A 21,605-nucleotide genomic window follows, 5' to 3' on the forward strand; every position below is an offset into this window, starting at 1 on the left:
GTGCCTCAGCTTCGATCGAATTCGGCGTCGATCACGTCGTCGTCATCCGACGACGCAGCCTCTGCGCCGCCAGCCTGGTGTCCGTCGCCGCCGTCCTGGACCGGCGCGAGCCCGTAGAGCAGCTGCTGGAGCTCTGAGGTCAGTGGCTCTACCTCCGCGGGTGAAGCACCGTCTTTGACGGCTTTCCTGGCGTCGGCGATCAGCATCTCGGCCCGCGCCTTGTCGTGCGGTGGCGCACTGTCACCGAGTTCGGCGAGTCGCCGTTCCACTTGATAGGCAACCGAATCGAGCGCGTTGCGTGCGTCGACCGCCTTGCGCAGGGCCTCGTCCTCACCCCGGTTCCGTTCGGCCTCTGCCAGCATGCGCTCGACCTCACCCTGGTCCAGGTTGCCCTGCTCACTGATCGTGATGCTCTGCTCCTTGCCGGTGTCCTTGTCGCGGGCGGTGACGTTGAGGATGCCGTTGGCGTCGATATCGAAAGTGACTTCGACTTGGGCCTCGCCACGTGGTGCGGGGCGGATGTCTTCCAGCCGGAACCGGCCGAGCACCCGGTTGTCGGCGGCCCGTTCGCGTTCGCCCTGCAGCACCACGACGTCCACGGCGGACTGATTGTCTTCCGCGGTGGAGAACACTTCGCTGCGCCGGGCCGGGATCGTGGTGTTGCGCTCGATGATCTTGGTCATCACCCCGCCCTGCGTCTCGACGCCGAGGGACAGCGGGGTGACATCGAGCAACAGCACATCGGAGACCTCGCCCTTGAGCACGCCCGCCTGGACTGCGGCACCGAGCGCCACGACCTCGTCCGGGTTGACGCCCATGTGGGGGTCCTTACCGCCCGTGAGCCGGCGAACCAGCGCCTGCACCGCCGGAATACGTGTCGAACCACCGACCAGGATCACCTCGTCGATGTCGTTGGCGGTGACCTTGGCGTCACTCATCGCCTGCTTCACCGGGTCGAGGCAGCGTTCCACCAGATCCGCCGTCAGATCCTCGAACTTCGATCGCATGATCGTGGTGGTGAGGTGCTTGGGACCGTTCGCGTCAGCGGTGACGAAGGGCAAGTTGACCTGGGCCTGTGTCACCGATGACAACTCGACCTTGGCTTTCTCCGCGGCCTCGAAGAGGCGCTGCAACGCCTGCGCATCCTTGCGCAGATCGATGTTCTCCGCACGCTGGAATTCGTCGGCGAGGTAGTCCACCAGGCGTCGGTCGAAGTCGTCGCCGCCGAGGTGGGAGTCGCCGGCGGTGGAACGAACCTCGACCACTCCCTCGCCGACGTCGAGCAGGCTCACATCGAAGGTGCCGCCGCCGAGGTCGAAGACCAGTACGGTTTCGTGGGTCTGCTTGTCCATGCCGTACGCCAGTGCCGCAGCGGTCGGCTCGTTGATGATCCGTAAAACCTCGAGGCCTGCGATCCGGCCGGCGTCTTTGGTGGCGTTGCGCTGCGCGTCGTTGAAGTAGGCCGGAACGGTGATGACCGCTTCCTTGACCTTCTCACCGAGGAACTTGCTCGCGTCGTCGACGAGCTTGCGCAGCACGAGGGCACTGATCTCCTCCGGCGCGTACTTCTTTCCCCGCACGTCGAATCGGGCCTCACCGTTGTCACCTGGTACGACGTCGAAGCTGACCGCTTTGGCCTCCTCGGAGATCTCGTCGTAATGACGTCCGATGAAGCGTTTCGCCGAGTAGATCGTGCCCTTCGGATTCAAGATCGCCTGCCGTCGGGCAAGCTGACCCACCAGGCGCTCGCCGCTCTCGGTGAACGCCACCACCGACGGCGTCGTCCGCGCTCCCTCGACATTGGAGATCACCACCGGCTCGCCGCCTTGCCAGCTTGCGATAACCGAGTTGGTGGTGCCTAGGTCTATACCCACAGCGGTCGCCATGACTCATTCCTTTCGATCGGTCCGGCCGGTGAGTAAGCGGACGGCTTCGTCCGCGACCTCGACATCGGCGAGAACTTCGTAGTGACGTGGTTGTAATGACTGGATCGAGGTGAAGTCGCGCCGGCCGCCCTGCAGCGCATACATGAGCAGGCCGAGCAGGGCACCGACAACGGCACCGAACACCAACCCGTAGAAGGCGAGCGCGAGGCCCGTGAGCAGCGGCTGGACCCAATCGAGTAACCCGAAGATCCAGCCGAACAGCGCACCCGTCAGCGCGCCCGCGGCGGCGCCGCGCAGAGCGGCCCAGCCGTAGTTCAATCGGCCGACGATCTGCTCGACCAGCTCGATATCGCGACCGACGATGGCCAGTTTGTCTACCGTGAAATGCTGGTCGGAGAGATAGTCGACGGCGCTTTCAGCGTCGGCGTAGTTGTCGAACGTTGCTACCACCTGGCGGGCAGGTCGGCTCGGACGTACCGCGGAGGTCCCGCCACTGGACTCTGACATCACGCCCCCTAGGCGTCAATAACTTGGGATCCGCCGAGCCCGCGCGTACCAGTTCGGCGTTCGGTCGGTCAGTCAACCGTTTGAGCTCACGGAGGCTCAACCGCCTGAGAGTTCCTCATCCGCCTCTGGGCGTCATCAAGATTCACCTAATGGGCGTCCACACAACGGGGGATAGTGGCGTCCACACCCCACCCAGGGCATAAATGTCCGCCGGACCCGCTCGAGGCGGCCGGTACGCGCACTCCGGGCATCAGCCACTACTCCGGGAATCCCATGAGTAGAACTCCCGATAGCAAATTTTCGCAGCCGAAGGAGGTGAGTGACTAGGGCCCAGCAAGTCGAAAGCAGGAAGCCGATTCCACCCTGACAGTACAGTCGCGGAGCGCTGGGAATAACAGCTTCTTCATCCTCACGTAGAGGATCAGGCTCTCGGCAGTGGGCCCTAATTCCTTGGCGCAGAATCGAACCAGTGACGAAATCCACGTTTCAGGTGTTGGATTAGCCAATCGGGTGGAGTCGACGAAGCTTTAATTTCGGTGTACCGCAACCGAATCGGGAGTAAACCGGGGAGCTGGTCTGAAAGTGGAAGTAGTACAACAGTATACGACTCGAAGCTGTAGCAGTGAGACACGCGCACCGTGATCGTCGATGCAGATTTCCACCGTTATGTGACGCGGGTCGGGAGTCACCGACCACGGGAGCAGTAGGGGTATGTTGATCGGGTGGGCCCGCTCGCGGCAGGTGCATGTAGGAGACCGATTCCTCACGGAGGCGGTCGCTGATGCGCGTGCCGTCGACCGTACGTTCCTCGATCTGGGCGCCGCTGGTCGCGATCGTGGTCCTCCTCCTCGCGGGATGCGGCGCCTCGGCTCCCACCACCTCGACGCCCTCAGCGGGGCCTGCCGTAGACCTGCCGGCACTGGTCCGGCAGGTGGAGGCCTCGGTCGTCACCGTGCTCACCGGGTCCGGCGTGGGCAGCGGCATCGTCTACAAGGCTGACGGCACCATCGTCACCAACGCCCACGTGGTCGAGGGTGCCCGGCAGGTGAGTGTGGCGTTCGCGGACGGGCAACAGGTGTCCGCGAACGTGCGGGCCGTCGATCGCGTGACCGACGTCGCGGTCCTTCAAGCGGACCGCACGGATCTGACTGCGGCGACGTTCGAGACAGCGCTGCCAGAGGTCGGCGCGCTCGCCGTAGTCGTGGGCAGTCCGCTGGGGTTCGAGGCCACGGTCACCTCGGGCATCATCTCAGGATTGCACCGTCAGATCCCCGGGTCGGCCTCCACCGGGGCGCCGCTGGTCGACCTGATCCAGACCGACGCTGCGATCTCGCCGGGTAACTCCGGGGGTGCGCTGATCGACGGACAAGGGCGGGTTGTGGGGATGAGCCAGGCCTACATTCCCCCGTCGGCGGGTGCGGTGGCTCTGGGCTTCGCCATCCCCGCGGCGAATGTCGTCGATGTCGCGGACCAGCTGCTGGCCTCGGGAACCGCCCAGCATGCGTACGTCGGCATTCAGCCCGGCACGCTGACCCCGCAGATCGCCGAACAACTGGCAGTAGACCGCACCAGCGGTGTCGTCGTCCTCGAGGTCGTCCCGCTCGGTCCGGCTGCGACCGCGGGTATCCGGCCGGGCGATGTCATCACCGCGGTCAACGGTCACGACACCGAGTCGGCGGAGGACTTCATCGCGGCGATCCGTGCCGTCGATCCGGGCGATCGAGTCGAACTGACCGTGCTCCGCGGCGGCGAGACCCAGCAGATTTCGGTTACCGTGACAGACCGCCCCGCCAGCTGAACGGCGATTCCAAGAACGACCAATACGGGCGTGGACGGGATCTGTGTCGCGGCCCGGCACGTTGCGTTGGCTAGCCGATTGTAGTCGTGTCGACGGTGCATCCTCGGACGCTGGTGGTGTCTACCGGACAGAGGCAGCGGAGATCCGCGGCGGCGCTGTGATGCACGCGCACCCACTGCCTGGAGTTTGGGGGCAGACCGGGCGGGTACGCGGAGGCGGTGGATGCGAATGAGCACCCGGGGGGAGGGCAATCCGGTGCGGACGGTGAGCAGGTCTCGGTGCTGTTGATCGCGGATCCGGGCACGCCTGCGGCTCTCGCGGAACGCATCGCGGAGTACCTGCCGCAACGCCTGCGAAGCCGTGATCGCCTCGAGCGTCGGTGGACGACGTGCGTACGCGGCAAGCCGTACCTCTCAGACGAGCAAGCGGATTTCGCAGATGTGATCCACGCGGTTGATCCGTCCTCCGAAGGGGAGGACATCGTCGTGTACCTCACCGATCTACCGCGTCGCGAGGACACCCTGCCAGTGGTGGCCGACGTCAGCGCCGACCACCTCTTCGCGCTCATCTCCGTCGCCGGGGTGGGCGGCGTCCACATCGGGCACCGCGTCCGCACTGTCACCGAACTCGTGATCGCCCGCGTCCTCGGGGAACCGGAACTCATGCCCCCCGGCGCGGCGCGACGGTTCCCGTGTGTGCAGATTGAGGACGGTATCCGGTACTTCGCGCCCTCGGGGCTGCGGCGGCTGCGACTGCTGTCGGGGATGGTGCGGGCCAACCGGCCGTGGCGACTGGTCACCGGCTTGTCGAAGGTACTCGTCGGCGCCTTCGCCACGGGTGCGATCGCGCTGGCCACCGACACGATCTGGTTGTTCGCCGACACGATGGGTCCATGGCGTATGGGTGCGGCGACGGTCCTGTCGATCGTGGCGATGATTCTCTGGCTGATCCTCGATCACGAACTCTGGGAGCGGCCGAAGTCGCCGGAGGAGCGCGATCGATCGGTGCTGTACAACACCGCGACCGTGGCCACCCTGGTCATCGGTGTCGCCATCCTCCACGTGGCCCTGTTCTGCCTGCTCCTGTTCACCACGTGCCTCGCCCTTCCCCCGGAACTGCTGTCCCCCATTCTCGGGCACGGGGTGAACTTCTCCGACTACCTCACGCTCACCTGGCTGCTGGCGTCCATCGCCACCATAGGTGGGGCGCTAGGGTCGGGTCTCGAGGACGACGCCGCCGTCAAGGAGGCGGCGTACGGGGTCCGGCAGCGGCAGCGCATCGAGGAGACGCGGAGGCGGTCGAACGAGGCGGGATGATCGCGGCCGCGAAGCGTGCGACCCAACTCGGGGGCCCTGACGAGGTGTGCAATGTCCGTCGACCGAGCGTCCATCGAGATACGAGCGACCGGGCGCGCTCACCCTGCTTTCGCGCGACGGTCGAAGGCTCCTTTTCGGTGGCGATGTGTGTGACCATTGGGAACCATGAGTGCTCGTGGCATGGTCCGAGAATGGCATGGCCACGACCTCCTCGGCGAGGATTGACTCGCCGGAGACCCCGGGCGGTTGCTGGGTGACTGGTCCACGGTTGCCGGTTGTGTGCCGATGGCGCCGGAAGAGGCTGTGACGGCGCCCGGGTGGCGTTCGAACGGACGGGCAGCGGTAACAGCACAGCCGGTGATCGCGAAGTTGGTCTTGTTTAGACTCGGGTCTGGTGGAGTCGGTCGACGACGAGGCAGATCATCGCCGCGTCGGTATCGGCCGGGCGGGTGCGTCGGGCCTGGTTGGGGATCGCAGGCATGCAGGTTCCGCTCCCTCCGAAGCTGCAGGGGCGGATCGGGTCCAAGACGGGGTTACAGGTGGCCGGTGTCTCCCCGCCGCAGCCCGGCCGCTGAGGCGGGGCTGCGACGTGGGGACATCCTGGTCGAACTTGACGGCAAGCCGATCGTGACGACGACTGCCGTTCAGCGGTTGATGGTCGAGGATGCGGTCGACCGGCAGATCGAGATCACGGTGTGGCGAAACGGTGCGCTGGTGGATGTCTTCGCTCGTCCCCGTGAGCTCGCCGCCCGACGACCGCTGTCCGGACCCACGCCAGGAAGGTGCGCTCGTTGGAAAGGGTGAATCCCGGATCCGGGTCCGCGCCACCTGCGCCGCCACCGCACGTCCGGATCAGATATCGGAACCGAGCCGATCGAGCACGTGCACCGCTTCGGTGATCAGGCCGTCGAGAATGCTCGCCACGTCCGTGCGCTCGCGAAAGTAGCCGACCGACTGTCCCGCTTCCGATTTCATCAACGGCTCGATGCGGTGCCGGGACACCGCGCCCAGCAGGTCACCGACGAGGATGTCCTGCAGCGGCATCGCCAAAGGTTCGGGTGCGCCCGGCTCGGACCATTCGTCGGTCCACGCCGTTGTGATCTGACGCAGGGTCTTGCCGCTGTCGGCCCGGGACCGGATCGTGTCGCCGGAGTCCGCCGCGGCCAGCTTCGCGAGCACGAGGGGATCGAGGTCGTGCTCCTTCGCGAACAGCCAGGCGGTTCCCATCCACACCCCACATGCACCCATCGCGAGTGCCGCGGCGAGATGTCGGCCGGTGGCGACTCCGCCGGCCGCTACCACGGGGATGTCACCGGCGAGGTCCACGATCTGCGGGACCAGTGAGAAGGTCCCGATGTCCCCGGTGTGCGCGCCGGCGTCGTAGCCCTGAGCGACCAGCATGTCGGTGCCGGCGTCGAGCGCGCGGCGGGCGTGCTCGGTGGTGCCGACGAGGGAGATCACCGACTTGCCTGCGTCATGCAGTGACGAGACGGCCTCGGGTGGGCTGCCGACGCCCATCGCGGTGATCGGCGCTTCCGATGCGAGCACGACGCCCAGTTGTGCGTGCGCCATTTCCTGTGAGCGAACGAACCGGGATCGGGTACCGGGTAGCCCGTCGTCCGGCACCGCGTACTTGGTGCGAAGGGCCGCAACGAAATCCCGATGACGTTGCGGTAAACGAGTTTCCAGCAATTCCCGATTGTCGCGTTCGGGCATGTTCGCCGGCAGTACGAGGTCGACGCCGTACGGGCGTTCGCCGCAGCGTGCGGCGAGCCAGGCGAGTCCTTCGTGGATCTCCTCGGGTGTGTTCCGGGTGGCGCCCCAGATCCCGATGGCCCCGCAGTTGGTCGCGGCCGCGGTTACCGGAAGAGAGTGACTGAACGCGAGAATTGGTAGCTGCGAGCCGAATTGGTGACAGACCGCTGTGTCGAGCCGGCGGTTCATCGGCGTGTGACCGCGGGGATGACGTAGCGGTTCGTGAGCATTTCCTCGCGCGGCTCGTAGAAGCGCATGGTGAGCTGAAAGTTGCCCTCCGGTGCGGGCAGCCAGTTCGCCCGCTCCGTCGCATCCGTTGGTTGGCGGTGCTGGATGATGATCTCGAGCGAACCGTCCGGGCCGTAGGTCAGACCCGTCGTCCGATCTCCGATCGCATAGCGATCTGCGGGGTTGTGTACGAGGAAGGACTCGTCGTCGTACATCGTCAGTGACCAGAATGCGTCGACCGGGGGAAGGTGTGCGCTGTCGAAGTGCAGTCGGTAGTCGTGCGCGCCGGTCAGCTGTCGACCGGTCGCGTCGATCTCCGTGGTGGCGTAGATCGCTTCGGATGCGGTGAGGGCTCCGAGTCCGTGTCGGGCGACGGCGGCGCGCAGCAGATGGTTTGTCCCGTACGTACCGAGCTCGAGGTTGTAGTCCCACGCGCGCTCGCTCTTCGTGCGCCGCGCCGCGAGGAGTCGATCCCCGATGGTGACGGCGTGCTCGAGGGCGGTTCGGGCGACGGGGTCGGTGATGTCGGTCGACGGGCGTAGTCCGGGTGCGATGCCGAGGGTCGCGAACCGCGCGAGGGTGTCTTCCTCACCGGTCGGAGCCGGATCGGTTTCCATGGCGGCACAGAGTTCGTCGAAGAATTCGATGCCTGCCTCGCCGATCGTATGTGGCGATTCGATGGGTCCGGTGGTCCAGCGCGGTTCCCTGTCCCCGTCGACGGCGGGGGAGAGCCGGTACCCCTCGACGAGCTGGGCGACCTCGGCGAGATCTTCCGGGCTGTCGACGATCGTTCGGCCGATCAACCAGACCGTGTTCGTCGGCGACGTCAGGACCTTGCCGTCGGGGAGGTCGCCGCGCCAGGTCGGTCCCACGAGGACGAATCGTCCAGGATGTGTTCCGGTCGTGCGTCGTCCGACGTATTCCCACGTGTTCGTGTAGGCGTCGAGGAATTGGAAGCTGTAGTAACGCCCGTGCACCTCGGGGACGTCGAGGACGAGTGGTCCGGCTGCGAGGTCGAGCCAGCCGATCGAGTAGATCGTGTCGTTGTTGGGTTTGACGATTTCTCGATCACGGGCGGTGGCGAGCGCGGTGCGGTGGCGAAGTGTGTTGATCGGTGCGGCACCGCGATGATCGCGGCAGGTGAGCAGTCGTTTCGTGCGGTTCATCAGGACCAGTGGGTAACCCCACAGGTAGGCCTCGACGGCCACGGAGGCCGCGGTACCCACCTTCTGTCCGATGCGCTCGATGCTGCCGGGAGAGGAAGGCCGGGTGAGAGATGTCGTCATTGTTGCTCCGTTCCGATGGTGTGGTGTGTTCACGGTGTGTCGGTGAGGGTGATCAGGGCGTCGACCGCGACGAGTCCGCCGTCGACGACACACAGTGGGTTGATGTCGATCTCGTGGTATTCGGGGTGTTCGTGCAGTACTGCGATCAGGGACCGGATGGCGGCGGCGATACTCGCTGCGTCGCAGTCGAACTCCGAGCTTGCCCAGGTGGCGAGTCCGTCGATGTCCTGGGGCGTTGCCGGTAGCAGGATGGTGTGTCGCGGCGCCGAGTGATCCTCGGCCCGGGCGCCCCCTGCGCCCAGGACGACGGCGGTGCCGTAGATCGGATCCCGCACTGCGCCGAGTGCGATCTCGGCACGATGCTCGACGAGTGGTTGGGCGACGAGGCGCGCCTCGTCGTCGACGCAGGATCTGTTCAGGCGGGCGTGTATCTCGGCCGCCGCCGACAGCAGATCCGCTCGTGCGATATCGATGCGCAGCAACCCTAGGTGGGCACGGTGAGGTGCCTGGCTCGAGTCGCCCTTGACCACCATGCGTGTGCCCGCCCAGTCGGCGGCCTCGACAGCGGCGACGACGCCTTCCGGGGTGGTCGCCGCAACCATCGGAACATGGCGGATCCCGGCCTCGCTCAACACCGGAGCCGCATGCAGTTCGGTGAGCACCCTCCGAAGTGCGGGGGAGCGCCGGTCGCCCCGGTCTTGCTCGACGGGTTTCGTCGACGCGGGACGAACTGCCATCGAGGTGCGGCGCACGAACGCACCGATGCTCGGAATCACGGTCTCCGGGCGTCGAGAACGCGTGATCTCTCCTTCCGGGGCCCCGGCCCAGATGAACCATGTCGGGGTCGCCGTGGCGGCGCACGTCTCCGCGATGTCCCGGAAGTTGTCGACGAAGTAGTCACCGAAAGTCAGATAGACGACGACCGCGTCGATTTCGTCGGCCTCGTCGAGCACCCCGATGAGGGCATGGAAGCTGTCGAGGGAGCGGAAGAAATTGCCACCAAGATCGATCGGATTGAGATCGCCCGCTTCGACTGTCCCGATTTCTGCGATTCGCCGCCGCGTCGACTCTGACAGGGGTGGGATGCGGGCGCCCATCGTGGTGAGTGAATCGGCGAGGACGCCGCCGGCACCGCCGGACATGGTGAGCACCGCGAAGGCGGGCGATTCCGGAAGTCGGCAGACCTTCCGGCCGCACAGCACGGCGTCGACGAGTTCGTCGTCGGTCCGGACCAGCAGAATCCCTGCCTGCGTGCAGAGCGCGGACAGGAGCGTGTAGTCGCCGGCGACCGCTGCGGTGTGTGACAGTGCGGACCGCCGACCGCCCTCGCTGCTACCCACGGCCAACGCCACCACGGTCTTGCCCAGCGTGCGGGCACGCTCACCGAGTTCGCGGAGTCCGGCTGCGTCGCGCACACCCTCGAGGTAGAGCACGATCGTCTCGACCTCGGGTCGTTCTACGAGATACTGGCCGAGGTCGGCTGTGGTCAAACACATTTCGTTTCCGACGCTCGCGTAGTAGGTGTAGCCGATCTCCGCCTTCTCGAGTAGGTCGGCGAGGACGAAGCCGAGAGCCCCGCTCTGCGTGATGATGGCCACCGGTCCCTCGGTGCGCCGGGATCGGCCGAGGAATCCGCTGGTGGACAGCTGGATGCCCGCCGCATGGTTGACGAGGCCCAGACAGTTCGGCCCGAGAACGGCCATGTCAGCCGCCGCCTCGCGTAAACGCTGCTCGCGCAATGTGTCGCCCGCCTCGGAGAATCCTGCGGAGAACACCACAGCCGCGACGACGCCGATCGCACTGGCCTCGGCGAGCACGCCCGGCGCCGCGTCGGCGGGGGTCGCGACTACCACGAGATCCGGTGGCGCATTCAGTTCGGAAAGGGATCTGACCGACACCACGCTCGGCGACTCGACCGCCTGCGGTCCGACCGCGACGAGTTCACCGCTGAATCCGCACGCGAGGAGTCGGTCGAGTGTCAGTCTGCCCCAGGACAGCGGCTGCGTCGCAGAGACGCCGACCACGGCGATGGACTTGGGTTCGAACAGCGTATGGAGACGGTGCGAAGGAAAGGCAGAGGGCACAGCAGTGGCCCTTTCGAATGGTGGGGACGGTGGATGCAGTGCGCAAGAATGGGCTTTACGAGGAGGAGGTCGTCCGCAGGCGCGCCGCGTCGCGTCCGGGGCGGATGAGAGTCGCGCCGACCAGTGCGGCGGCGACGCAGACCATGGCCACCACCGCGAACCCGTTGTTGTAGCCGGCCGAGGTGTCGGAGGCGGACTCGAGCAGGTTACCCATCACGGTGGGTGCGATGACTCCCGCGAGCGTCGAAATTCCGACGCCGACACCGAGCACCGCGCCGCGCTGACGAACCGGTGCGATCTCGCCGGCGAGGGTCTGCGTGATCGCGAATACCGACGTCGGCGCTCCGAGCCCGATCATGAGCAGGATCAGGCTGCCGATCGGTGAGTGCACCATCACGCCGGCAAGAGTGCACACGCCGCCGCCGAATACCATTGCTGCACTGAGCATTCCCCGTGACCATGTCGTCGTGATTCCGGCCACGGTGAGGCGCTGCGAGAGTATCCCGGTCCCGAGGATGAACAGTCCTGCGACGGCCCAGAACACGGCCGTGGCGTTTCCGGCCCCGGTCATCGAGAATCCGCGGGATTCCTGGAGGAAGCGCGGCAGCCAGGCCACCGAGATGGCCAACCCGAAATAGGCCGCGAAGCCGAGCGCGAGGCTGCCGATGCTGGTGCCGGAGAGGAAGATCCGCCAGTAGCTGGTGTGATACTCGATTGCGGCGTCTGGCTCGGGCTCGGCCGGTGCGGGTGCCGCTTCGGCTCCGTAGGGTCCCTCGCTCCGCACGAGGAGGGCCCACGCGGCGCACCACACCAGTCCCAGGATCGCGACGGCGGCGAAGGCTTCCCTCCAGCCGAGGTGGACTATCACCCACGTCAGCGCCGGGGCTGCCAGCAAGGTGCCTACGCTGCTTCCCAGCGCGAGGACGCTGCTCGGCAACTGTCGCCGGCTGTCGACGAACCACTTGTGTAGCGAGTGGTTGGCGAGGCCGAATGCCGGGCCCTCCGCCGCGCCGAGCACGATTCGCGACGCGAACAACACCCCGATCGACGTCGTCCAGATCATCGGCGCCTGCGAGAGCGACCACACCACCGCGAGACCCACCAGCAACCATCGAGTGGGCACGCGGTTCGCGAGGACGCCGATCACCACGGCGGAGATGCTGAAGAGCAGAAAGAAGCTGCTCGCGACGTGCCCGTATTCGGCAGAATCGAGTCCAAACGTCTCACTCATCGGCTTCGCTGCGAGCCCCATGACCGCCTTGTCCGCGAAATTGATCAACATGAAGACGAACAGCAGACCTGTCACCAGCCACGCCCGTCGCGTCGACGGCGCGGTGGGCGCTGCCTTCGCCTGACGCCGGGACTCGATTTCACCAATCGACACGTTCAGCCTCCCTTGTGATCCAGCTCTCATCGAACTGGGGAATGTATCCAGTCTCCGACCGGCCGATCCCCGGAACAATCACCGCTTTCCACACCGACGCGACTATGGTGGTGTGACATGTCACAACCACTCCCGCCGCAGCTGCTCGCAGCGCTCGGGCGAGCGGAACGCCGTCTCCCCGAAATCTCGGCGCAAGCGGTGGAGCGGTACGCGCAGAGCTCGCCGCACTACGGCGAAGGATTCACCACCGAACACGTCTATCCGGTGATGGCGCGTAACTGCCGGATCTTCGGCCAGTTCCTCCTGCGCGGAGCCGCGGGCGCTAACGAGGACGCACAAACACAGCTCGATACCCTTGCGGCAGCCGCACAGGATCGTGCCGAGGACGGACTACCCGTAACGGATCTCGTCGACTCCTATCTGATGATCGTCGACATGATCTGCCAAGCCGTCCTCAGTGAAGTGTCGGCAGCTGACTCCGCCGGAGTGGGCGCCCTCCTGGAGGGCATGTTCGCGCAGGCACGCCGGGCCGTCTACACGGTGTCCGATGCGCACCAACAGGAGTTCGAGGCGGTAGGAACCGAGACCCGCGAAGCCGCCCGCGACCTCGTCCGGGAATTGATCTCCGGGGGGCCGGGCGCCGAATTGGCGCAACGACTCGGCACCCGGGTCGCTCCGGCCTACGTCGTCCTCGCGCTCCACCTGGGTGAGCACCCCGCCGAGCCGGCAGCAGACGAAGTCGGGCGGCGTATCGCCGGTCGACGCAAGGCGCGACGAGTCCAGCAGGAGATCCGGCGCTTCCTCGGCGGTGACGTCCTTGCCGCGCTCGAACGCGACGAGGGCATGGTCCTCATACCGGCCGACCCCGGCCCGAGCACCGCCTGGCTCACCACGATCCAGGCGATGATGCCCAGGCTCGAGGCCGTCGCCGGCGCGACTGTACGAGGCGGGGTATCCGCGGCCGCAGCGACCGCCGATCTTCCGCGCGCAGCCGCGCTGGCGCGGAACTTGCTCAACCTGGTCCGCGCACGCAATGATCCCGGTGCGCTCGGCGTGCTGGACAACCTCCTGGTCGAATACCAACTGGCACAGCCCACCGATGCGCGAACCTCGCTACTTCGGGTCATCGAGCCACTGACACCGTTCCCCGAACTCGTCGAGACACTGCAGCTGTACTTCGACAACGACTTCAATCGCAGGCGCACCGCGCGGGTGCTGCAGGTCCATCCCAACACCATCGACAACCGGCTCGCCAAGATAGCCGATCTCACCGGCACCGACCCGCGAACCTCGCGGGCCCTGATGCTGCTCGGATCGGCACTCACCCTGGCGAACCTGAACCTACCCGGAGCCTAGTGGCAGGTGGATCGCTCTCGACGAGCTCTACTCTCGCACTCCGAACTGGACGCCCTCTCGGTGCGCAGGAATGGATTCGAGCGGGGCGGCGATGTGACCGACGTCCGCCGCGACAGGATGCGATCGAGCACCGTCACCGGTTCATCTCGTGGCGGATCGCGTCCTGGACTCTCCCGTGAGCCACCGCGATACCGCCGGCGATATCGGTCAGTGTTCTCCGATGCTGCAGGCGCAACGGGTCGTTCAGTGCGCCATCGTGCAGGTGTTGCCGATGGGGAAAGACCGGGCGTTGCTCGGCCGTCACGAGGTGCCGGTTGAACGTTTCCGTGAGCTGCGACAGTTCGTTGAGTCGTCGGTAGACGTCATCGCTGGCCACGACCTGCGCCTGGCCGAGCAGGGAATCGAAACCGTCGCCGCCGATCTGCCCCGCATCATTCGGGTGCGATGCAGCCGATGTCGTTGCGGTGGCCGCGAGGCGAGCTGTCATTCTCAGCAGGTCGGCGTAGATCGCGAGCCGCAGCTTCACGAGTTGGTCTCGGCGCGCATTCCTGCTGCGCAGGCGTTCGGTGATCCACGGTGAGACCGCAGTGCCGACTATTCCGGCCACGCCCATCCACATGACCGCATTCACGATCGGTCTCCCGTCTCTTCTTGATTTCGTGCCGACGGCCCGCCTTCACGGACGAATCTAGTTGTACGACAACCGACCAGCCCGACACCGCCGCGCCCATACGCAACGCCGGCGGGCGTCGGGCAGGACCGGCGACGCCGAGCATCAACCCTTCGCCGCGAGAACCCCGCCGGGGCAATCATTCTTCGGTGTCGCCGAAGATCGCCTTGGCCTCGAGGTACTCCATCAGGCCGAACTTGCCGAACTCTCGGCCGTTGCCGGACTGCTTGTACCCGCCGAACGGCGCATCGAACACCAGCGGAGCACCATTGAGATGAACCATTCCCGTCCGCAGCTTCCTGGCGACCTTCCGCGCGCGCTCCGGATCACTCGACGAGACCATCCCGGACAGCCCATAGGCGGTGTCGTTCGCGATGCGGATTGCGTCGGCCTCGTCCTCGTAGCCGATCAACATCATGACCGGGCCGAAGATCTCCTCTCGCGCGATGGTCATATCGTTCGTCACGTCCGCAAAGACGGTAGGCCGGACGAAGTAGCCGGTGGACAGTCCCGCTGGGCGACCGACCCCACCAGCGACGAGCGTGCCGCCCTCATCGATGCCGGTCTGGATCAGGCGCTGCACCTTGTCGAACTGTGCCTGTGACACCAGCGGACCCACGGTCGTCCCCTCGGACTCGGGTTGTCCGACCACGATCGACGCGGTAGCGGCTTTCGCGATCGCGATCGCTTCGTCCATGCGGTCCGACGGAACCAGAATGCGCGAACCTGCGTTACAGGACTGGCCCGAATTGACCACCACACCCAGCACGTCTCGGGTGATGACTTCGTCGAAGTCCGCGTCGTCCAGCACAATGTTCGCCGACTTGCCGCCGAGCTCCTGGGCGACGCGTTTGACCGTTGTCGCAGCGTTGCGAGCGACCTCGATGCCGGCACGGGTAGATCCGGTGAACGACACCATGTCGATGTCGGGGTGCATCGACAGTGCGGCTCCGACGGTAGGTCCGTCACCCTGGACGAGGTTGAATACACCCGGAGGGACACCTGCCTCATGAAGTATCTCCGCGAAGATGATCGCATTGAGTGGCGCGATCTCGGACGGCTTCAACACCATCGTGCAGCCCGCGGCCAGCGCCGGCGCAACCTTCGCGGCGATCTGATTGACAGGCCAGTTCCAGGGTGTGATGAACGCACAGACACCGATCGGCTCGTGCACGACCGTTGTCGTGCCGACCTTCTCCTCGAATTCGAACTCACGGAGCGCATCGACGGCCGCGGTGAGGTGCACCAAGCCAGACGGTGCCTGAGCGGTCGTGGCCAGTGAAGTCGGTGCGCCCATTTCCTGGGTGATCGTCGACGCAAGGTCGCCCATTCGCCGCCCGTAGGCCTCGATTACCCGATCCAGTAACGCAATCCGATCGGTACGTGTCGTCGAGGCATAACTGTCGAAGGCTCTGCGGGCGGCCATGACGGCGCGGTCCACGTCCTTCTCGTCGCCCAGTGCGATGGTGGCGACGGTGTGCTCCGTCGCAGGGTTGACGACGTCGAGCGTGTCCGTGCCGATCGGGTCGACCCACTCTCCGTCGATGTACAACTTCCGGGTGTTCTCCATGGTGCTCCTTTGGTCGGCTGTAGAAGGTGAGAAAGGTTGGGTACCGCATGTGGGGTGTGGCCTTCGGGTGAGTGCGACGGTGTCCCGTGTTTGCACCGCTCTCGCGTCCCGGAGCCCTGGTTGGTTTGCGTCGGAATGTTTCCGGCGCCTGATAACGATGACTCACCGCAGCTCGGACGTCTGTCCGCCAGCCGGGCACACCGGGGGATGAATGCGTTGTCCCCCATCCGGGGGACAACGCAACCTCGGGTCGAGCGATGACGGAGAATTGTGCGGTCTATCCAGCCCCGGGCGCGGGGTTACCTCGATGCGCTGACCGACGACGACAGCGCGGGACGACGAAGTGCAGCCGCCGCCATCGTGAGCGCCACAGCATCCTCCGCGAGCGCGGCCTGCCAGTCCGGCATCCGCCTACCGGCCCACTGCCGCCACCACGCGCCGCCGAACGAGCCCGCGAGGGCGCCGACAGTCCCGATGATCAGGGCCGACGCCGTGTCGACCCGGTCGCGGCGGGACAGCGCCGCGGCGCCCCCGCCGCCTGCGATGAGTCGTCCGGTGAGCGCAGGCGGCGAGAGACGTGACGGTACGTTCGGGTTCTTGTCGGCGACCAGCTCGCCGCCGACGAGCGCAGTCGCGCCAACGAGGCGGACCCGGTGCGCTGAGCCCGGGGCACCCGACAGCAGCGCCGCCGCGATGCCGGTGGAACTGCGGAGACCGCTCGCCACGCCGATCACGGCCGACCGGACGGTGCTCGACCGTTCCGCTGCCGGGTCGGTCCGGTGCCCCGTGGTCTCGTCCCGCTGTCGCAGCACGGTGGTGACGGTGGCGCCGTAGACGAGATGCGGCACGATGTCGCTGAGCCAGTCCTGGGCGGTCCACTGCCGCGGGTCGCTGATGCCGCGCAGGGCGATCGGGATGTCGGTGGCTGCCATCGCGGCGAGACCGATCCCGATCGTTCCGGCAGTCGGGGTCAGGTGGGCGCCGGCCCGGCGGGTGAGGGCCGCGGCGACACCGAGTCCCGTTCCGACGGCGATCCCACCGAGCGCCCCGAACGCCGACCGCCGCGCCGCGAACGCGTCACCGCGTCCCGGTATCGCGACGCCCAGAGCGGATGCAACGGACTCGACCGTCTTCTCCGGGACGGTGCTTGCGGGTCGGCCCCGGATCGCCATGTCCAGGTAGGTGACGGCGTCGAGCATCGTGGTGCCCGCGGCACCGGCGACGATGCCGGTCGTGACAGCGTTCATCGACATGCCTCTCTCGCGTGATCCGACGACGGGATCGCCCTTCCCCGCAGCATCCCCCGGCGGCGTACCGGGCAAACGTGGGCTGGGGATCGGCGGGGGTCAGCCACCCGGCCCTACCCGACGAGTCAGCGGCGGCCTCGCGGACCGAAACGGTGGCGTCACCGACGAGGTCGGTGCCATCGCGAACGCGGGCGACCGTTTCTTGCCGCGCGGACAGAGGAGTTCATCGTGATCGTGCCTATCGGTCTGCTGACCCGAGCGGCGAAGGGTCCGTGTCGACGCCGGAAATCGTGTGGCGCAGCCAAGCGCAGCCCCCGCCAACGATCGGCATCAGCTGGCAGGGGCGCTACACGGACAAACCGCACGTAGTGACGAGCGGCGCATCAGTGATCTTCGTGAGCCCGAGCATGGAAGTCCAGAGAGTGTGATCCATGCCATTGCACAAATTCCTGCACCTCTTCATTACCGACCGGTAAGTGCAATTTCGGAGCCGTTTACGGTGCATGTGAATCAGGTGGCACTGGCGAGTTTGCGATCGGCGGGAGTCTGCGTCGAGTTGCTCGCAGCCATGCTTGGGATCGAAAGAACAGGCGTCATGCTGTGACGTAGAACACAACAACTTCTGCGAAGAATCGTGGACCTCGGGAATGAGGTGTGGTCCGAACTGCTGGATGCGTTGCGTGCCACAGTCTTTGGCACCGTTGAGAGCGCCGGACTGGGCATCGGCGTAATCGTCCCGGACATAGGGAAGTTCCCCGTACCGGGCATGTAGGCGCGCTCGGCTTGTGGTCCTTCGCCGATGCCGGTAGTCGGAGTGCAACGCCAGGCAGTAGTTCCGCGATAGAGCTGACGGGGGTTGTGCCCGTGGGTCCGGGCGATCGATGAACGGCGCCTGTGACGGGCGTCGTGTGGTGTGGAAGGAACGGAAATGCTCGGGACGGGTATGGGTGCGATGGTTGGCCTACTGGTGGTTACGCTGCTGGTGGTCCCCGTCTCGTTCGGTGTGGCGGCACGGGCGGATGCGAAGGCCCGCCGCCTCTCGGAGTGGCGGGACTCCGATGCGGACCTGGGGCGGTCGGTCGCGGTCGCGGAGGTGGCTGGTCGGTGTGATCAGTGGCGGCGGCTCGCAACGCGGGCGTGGCTGATCTGCGGTGGTGCCTCGCTGGTCGCAGTAGTGGTCGTGGGTGTACTGATCTGTGTCGGGTGAGGACGGCGTGGACCGGGACCGCGCGATTCCTGGTTCGCAGCTGTTGGCCGAGCTGACGACGTCGAGCCTGGGCCTCCGCGTGTCGCCGGAATCTGAAACCTCTCGGCTGCAGTGACGTCCGCGTCCTGAGATCGTCCGGGAGTGCGGTGAAGCCCCCGGTGAGCCGAAGCGGCCCGGTCGGAGTGTTCTCCGCTCCGGCCGGGCCTCGCCGGGACGTGCAACAGGACACCGCCGCGCGATCCCTGATCGCGCTCGTTACGCGATGCCATATCCGGGAAACAGCGCTCTCGAGTGGGCGGTCCGGGTCCGCGCTGGTGTACCTGAGGTGATGTGCCTGGCCAGTGTCTCCTCGGGCGTTGTCAAATATTCTGAAGATCCTCAACCGGATCGGAGGATCGCGGTGTAGCGAGCCAATCCTCGCTAGCCAGTGAGGATTCGGCAGGCGAGACTGCATCGGCGACCTGTACTTGGTGTGTGCTGGCGCGAGGAAATGGTAGATCCGCCAGCGGGTCGCATCGCGGTGATGTGATCCACGCCACATATGTTTTTCAGTGTTGGCTCGGGACAGCACCCGGAATTCGGCCTCGGGGTTGGCAAGGTCGTTTCGGTCGCGCCCTGACCCGAAGACTTCTCCGGTTCACACTGTCTGCCATGTGAAGCCGTCGGGGTCGGTGAAGGGTCCGGCGTCGCTGCTGATGGCGATCCGGTGGGCGCCCGTGCCGTCGGCGGAGACGCCGGCGTCCTTCGCGAGGGCGCGGCGACCGTACAGCGCGAGCTTGACGTTCGGGCCGGTGGCGAACTCGACGTATTTGCGTCCGAAGCTTCTTGTCACTTCCAGCCCGTGGTCGAGGTAGAACTGCTTGCTGATTTTGACGTCTTCGACGCCGAGCAGCAGGACGAGGTCCTCGATGTGCCGGGTGGCCGGCCCAGTGTTCTTCTTCGACGATGTCGCGACTTTCCAGAGTGCTCCGTCGGGGCCCTGCACGACGCCGCCGTACCCCCACAAGCTCTTCTTGGCTGGTTTGATTGTGGTGCCGCCATTTTCGAGGGCAGCCCCGACGTAGGCGTCGACGATGTTCGGCTGGGACACGACGAGGGAGAGGGTGTAACCGCGGAAGCCGGTGGTCGGTGCGTCCGTGTCGCGGGCGCTGAGGTGTTCATCTACGCCGAGGGCGGCGTGGAAGGCTTTCAGGGTAGTGGGGTCGGGGGTTTCGAGGGTGAGGGATTCGATGTTCATGCGAGTGACGTTAGTGCCGCCCGTGGGTAGGTGCTTCTCGATTCCTGATCAATGAATCTCCCGGCGCAAACCCGGTCCTCGAGGTCCGGGATAGCCGATCTGGTTTGTCGGACTGTGTGGGGGTCACGGCGGGGAAGTGGTGAAGCGACGTTCGAGTTCCGTTTCTGTCCGACCGGTGTTCAGTGAGCCCAGATCTTGTTCCGTGGCTGTGCGGTGAACCGGCGGTCGACGAGTCTTGTCAGCTGTTCGTCATCCCGATCTCGTGCGACGCTGACTCCTGCTACCTCGTCCGCCGCATCCTCGCCTTCGTTGCCCGTACAACGAGAAGGGGAAAATGATCGGCGAACATGTTTATGAGGACGCCAACTCCAAGGTGGTCACGAAAGTACGCGACGAGGACATCATCACCGCGCCACGCGCCGCGGAGCTACTTGCCCCGCTCATCGAGAAGTACGGCGTGCCGGAATGATCGCTGAGGTTGCCTGATGGAGGCGCCGGAGCACACGGCAGGACCGTCACGAGAGCAGTGCGCTCTCGTGACGGTTGTGGGGGCTCCGGGCTACGGCGTGCACCGTGTTGTGGCGAGTCGCGACACATCCGTGGCCCTCGGAAGTGTCGCTGTTCTCAGGCGCAGTCTCGGCAGATCAGCTCCTGCGTGTCGGCGAGGCGGCTGCGGTGATGGACCAGGAAGCAACTGGTGCAGGTGAATTCGTCCGCCTGCTTGGGGATGACGCGGACGGTGAATTCTTCGCCGGACAAGTCGGCGCCGGGTAGCTCGAAGGACTCTGCGGTGTCGATGTCTTCGACGTCCACGGCGGGTGACTGGGATTCTTTCCTGCCGGCCGTCAGCTGTTCGAGGGACGTGTCCGTCGACTCGTCGGATTCGGTGACTCTCGGTGCGTCGTAGTCGGTGGCCATGGCTGTTCTTTCCTCATGCTCTGCGTGTTCGGATCCGCCAGGGTAGAGGGTCGGGCGCAGTGACCTACGCCGGGGGTCATGGGGTGCTGTGGCCGCACGACGACACCGGTCTCACTCACCCGCCACAAATGCGGTCGCCCGTCCAGTGCCTGGGCGCCCATCTGCTGAAGTGACCTACCGACTACTGGTAAGCGATGGCGGCCTCGGTGGCGATTCGTTCCAGGCGCGGAGGAGGTCGTTGCACAGGGTTGTCTTGAGGATCCGTAGACGCTCGAGGTCTGATGGCCTCGGAGCCATCGCGGCTTGGAGTAGGACTAGGAACCTGTTCCGTTGCACGCCGAATTTAATGAACAGTTCCTCGGAGTCGGCGCCGCCGTAGGGAGCCCACTCGATTCCGAAGGCGACGAGCGCCCGATCCGAGGGGCTGATGGATTGCACGCTGGCGAGTAGATCGCAGGCTCGCAGGGACTGCCGTAACCAGTCGAGCTCGGGCGAGCCTGCGGGAACGCCAGTCGAGGCCCGCCGCCTGTGGGCTGCACGGATGGTGATTCGCTTGGGATGAGCTCGACAGGGGATGGTGGTTTTCGCAGCGGGTGGGGTGGGTGTTGCCGGAGACGTCTTCGGCGGTGGAGCGGGGTTTTCGAGCATGGAGGCCTCTAGCGTGGGAAGAACTGATCGGGTGTTTCCATAGTCGTGGTCCCGCAGATATCCGGAATCGGCCATCCGGCGGGGTGGGGTACCTGTTTTGTTACGGGCCGGATGCCCGCTCCGGCTCGGCAGGGGATTCTCGAGCCGGCGTCGACCCGGCCACCACGCTGGCGTGCGCGGACCTCGTCCGAAAGGACGCTCCGGACACCGCCACACGAAATGCACGGAACAAGAGACTATTTCGGTCACAGCGGGCGATCGCGCGGGCGCCGGCGTCGTCGGGTGGAACGGTTTGCCGCGAGTCGTGAAGACCTCCAGCGGCAGGAGGCGCTCGCCGCCTCCTCGCCAACGCATACCAAAACCACGACGGTGGATTGGGTGTGTGGGTATGGGTGCTGTCGTCCTGTGATCGTGTCCGTACCGGGATGCCGGTATCGGGTGCACCAAGGGTCTGTACACAGGCCCCGAGCAGCGAAGGCATGCCGGTCACGCACAGGAATCGGCGGGA

The 21,605-nt window shown here is 65.9% G+C and carries 15 protein-coding genes and 3 pseudogenes; 6 read left to right on the plus strand and 12 right to left on the minus strand.

Annotated features, from left to right (window positions below; translation table 11 throughout):
* Positions 1-5 precede the first annotated feature (5 nt).
* Positions 6-1,886, minus strand: coding sequence for a molecular chaperone DnaK (gene dnaK / locus WKC72_RS19995; RefSeq protein WP_037227170.1), 1,881 nt, complete (start codon positions 1,884-1,886; stop codon positions 6-8).
* A gap of 3 nt (positions 1,887-1,889) precedes the next feature.
* Positions 1,890-2,393, minus strand: coding sequence for a general stress protein (locus WKC72_RS20000; RefSeq protein WP_037227167.1), 504 nt, complete (start codon positions 2,391-2,393; stop codon positions 1,890-1,892).
* A gap of 781 nt (positions 2,394-3,174) precedes the next feature.
* On the opposite strand from WKC72_RS20000, the gene WKC72_RS20005 reads away from it, so the two are divergent.
* The 3 genes and pseudogenes from WKC72_RS20005 to WKC72_RS20015 form a co-directional block, all read left to right on the plus strand.
* Positions 3,175-4,191: a S1C family serine protease gene (locus tag WKC72_RS20005; protein ID WP_370178602.1), complete on the plus strand. Its 1,017-nt coding sequence runs from the start codon at positions 3,175-3,177 to the stop codon at positions 4,189-4,191.
* Positions 4,192-4,409: 218 nt separating this feature from the next.
* On the plus strand, positions 4,410-5,507 hold the full coding sequence (locus tag WKC72_RS20010; protein ID WP_370178604.1) for a hypothetical protein: 1,098 nt from the start codon (positions 4,410-4,412) through the stop codon (positions 5,505-5,507).
* A 546-nt stretch (positions 5,508-6,053) separates the two neighbouring features.
* Positions 6,054-6,167 (plus strand): annotated as a pseudogene (locus WKC72_RS20015) (PDZ domain-containing protein); the annotation flags it as partial.
* Between the two features lie 94 nt (positions 6,168-6,261).
* On the opposite strand, the pseudogene WKC72_RS20020 reads toward WKC72_RS20015, so the two are convergent.
* The 5 genes and pseudogenes from WKC72_RS20020 to WKC72_RS20040 form a co-directional block, all read right to left on the minus strand.
* Positions 6,262-6,360, minus strand: a pseudogene (locus tag WKC72_RS20020) (DUF202 domain-containing protein); the annotation flags it as partial.
* Positions 6,360-7,451, minus strand: a complete 1,092-nt coding sequence (locus tag WKC72_RS20025) for a nitronate monooxygenase family protein (protein WP_112298448.1) — start codon at positions 7,449-7,451, stop codon at positions 6,360-6,362. The gene WKC72_RS20025 and the pseudogene WKC72_RS20020, both read right to left, overlap by 1 nt.
* Complete coding sequence (locus tag WKC72_RS20030) at positions 7,448-8,776, minus strand: DUF1254 domain-containing protein (protein ID WP_370178607.1); 1,329 nt, start codon at positions 8,774-8,776, stop codon at positions 7,448-7,450. Before WKC72_RS20030 ends, WKC72_RS20025 begins: the two co-directional genes overlap by 4 nt.
* A gap of 29 nt (positions 8,777-8,805) precedes the next feature.
* Positions 8,806-10,800, minus strand: coding sequence for an acetate--CoA ligase family protein (locus WKC72_RS20035; RefSeq protein ID WP_370178609.1), 1,995 nt, complete (start codon positions 10,798-10,800; stop codon positions 8,806-8,808).
* Between the two features lie 115 nt (positions 10,801-10,915).
* Positions 10,916-12,244: an MFS transporter gene (locus WKC72_RS20040; RefSeq protein ID WP_245973496.1), complete on the minus strand. Its 1,329-nt coding sequence runs from the start codon at positions 12,242-12,244 to the stop codon at positions 10,916-10,918.
* Positions 12,245-12,361: 117 nt separating this feature from the next.
* Here WKC72_RS20040 and WKC72_RS20045 point away from each other — a divergent pair, with 117 nt between their 5' ends.
* A complete protein-coding gene (locus WKC72_RS20045; protein WP_128642070.1) occupies positions 12,362-13,600 on the plus strand; it encodes a CdaR family transcriptional regulator in 1,239 nt (412 codons plus the stop codon).
* 133 nt (positions 13,601-13,733) lie between these two features.
* Here WKC72_RS20045 and WKC72_RS20050 read toward each other — a convergent pair whose 3' ends face one another.
* The 3 genes from WKC72_RS20050 to WKC72_RS20060 form a co-directional block, all read right to left on the minus strand.
* Positions 13,734-14,231, minus strand: a complete 498-nt coding sequence (locus WKC72_RS20050; protein WP_037227153.1) for a hypothetical protein — start codon at positions 14,229-14,231, stop codon at positions 13,734-13,736.
* Positions 14,232-14,409: 178 nt separating this feature from the next.
* Positions 14,410-15,840, minus strand: coding sequence for an aldehyde dehydrogenase family protein (locus WKC72_RS20055; RefSeq protein ID WP_370178614.1), 1,431 nt, complete (start codon positions 15,838-15,840; stop codon positions 14,410-14,412).
* Between the two features lie 299 nt (positions 15,841-16,139).
* Entirely contained in the window at positions 16,140-17,087 is a 948-nt protein-coding gene (locus tag WKC72_RS20060) for a hypothetical protein (protein ID WP_370178616.1), read from the minus strand.
* A 928-nt stretch (positions 17,088-18,015) separates the two neighbouring features.
* Here WKC72_RS20060 and WKC72_RS20065 point away from each other — a divergent pair.
* Positions 18,016-18,294, plus strand: a complete 279-nt coding sequence (locus WKC72_RS20065; RefSeq protein ID WP_037227149.1) for a hypothetical protein — start codon at positions 18,016-18,018, stop codon at positions 18,292-18,294.
* 637 nt (positions 18,295-18,931) lie between these two features.
* Here the strand turns inward: WKC72_RS20065 and WKC72_RS20070 are convergent.
* Positions 18,932-19,531 carry a glyoxalase gene (locus WKC72_RS20070; protein WP_370178619.1) on the minus strand — a complete coding sequence of 200 codons (600 nt, stop codon included), beginning with the start codon at positions 19,529-19,531 and terminating at the stop codon, positions 18,932-18,934.
* Positions 19,532-19,797: 266 nt separating this feature from the next.
* On the opposite strand from WKC72_RS20070, the pseudogene WKC72_RS20075 reads away from it, so the two are divergent.
* Positions 19,798-20,000: pseudogene (locus WKC72_RS20075) on the plus strand (hypothetical protein); the annotation flags it as partial.
* 155 nt (positions 20,001-20,155) lie between these two features.
* Here WKC72_RS20075 and WKC72_RS20080 read toward each other — a convergent pair.
* The gene (locus WKC72_RS20080) at positions 20,156-20,449 is read right to left on the minus strand and encodes a DUF4193 domain-containing protein (RefSeq protein WP_370178621.1); all 294 of its coding nucleotides are present in this window, start codon (positions 20,447-20,449) and stop codon (positions 20,156-20,158) included.
* Between the last annotated feature and the right edge of the window lie 1,156 nt (positions 20,450-21,605).

Source organism: Rhodococcus wratislaviensis, from assembly GCF_041228765.1.
GTDB classification, from domain to species: domain Bacteria; phylum Actinomycetota; class Actinomycetes; order Mycobacteriales; family Mycobacteriaceae; genus Rhodococcus_F; species Rhodococcus_F wratislaviensis.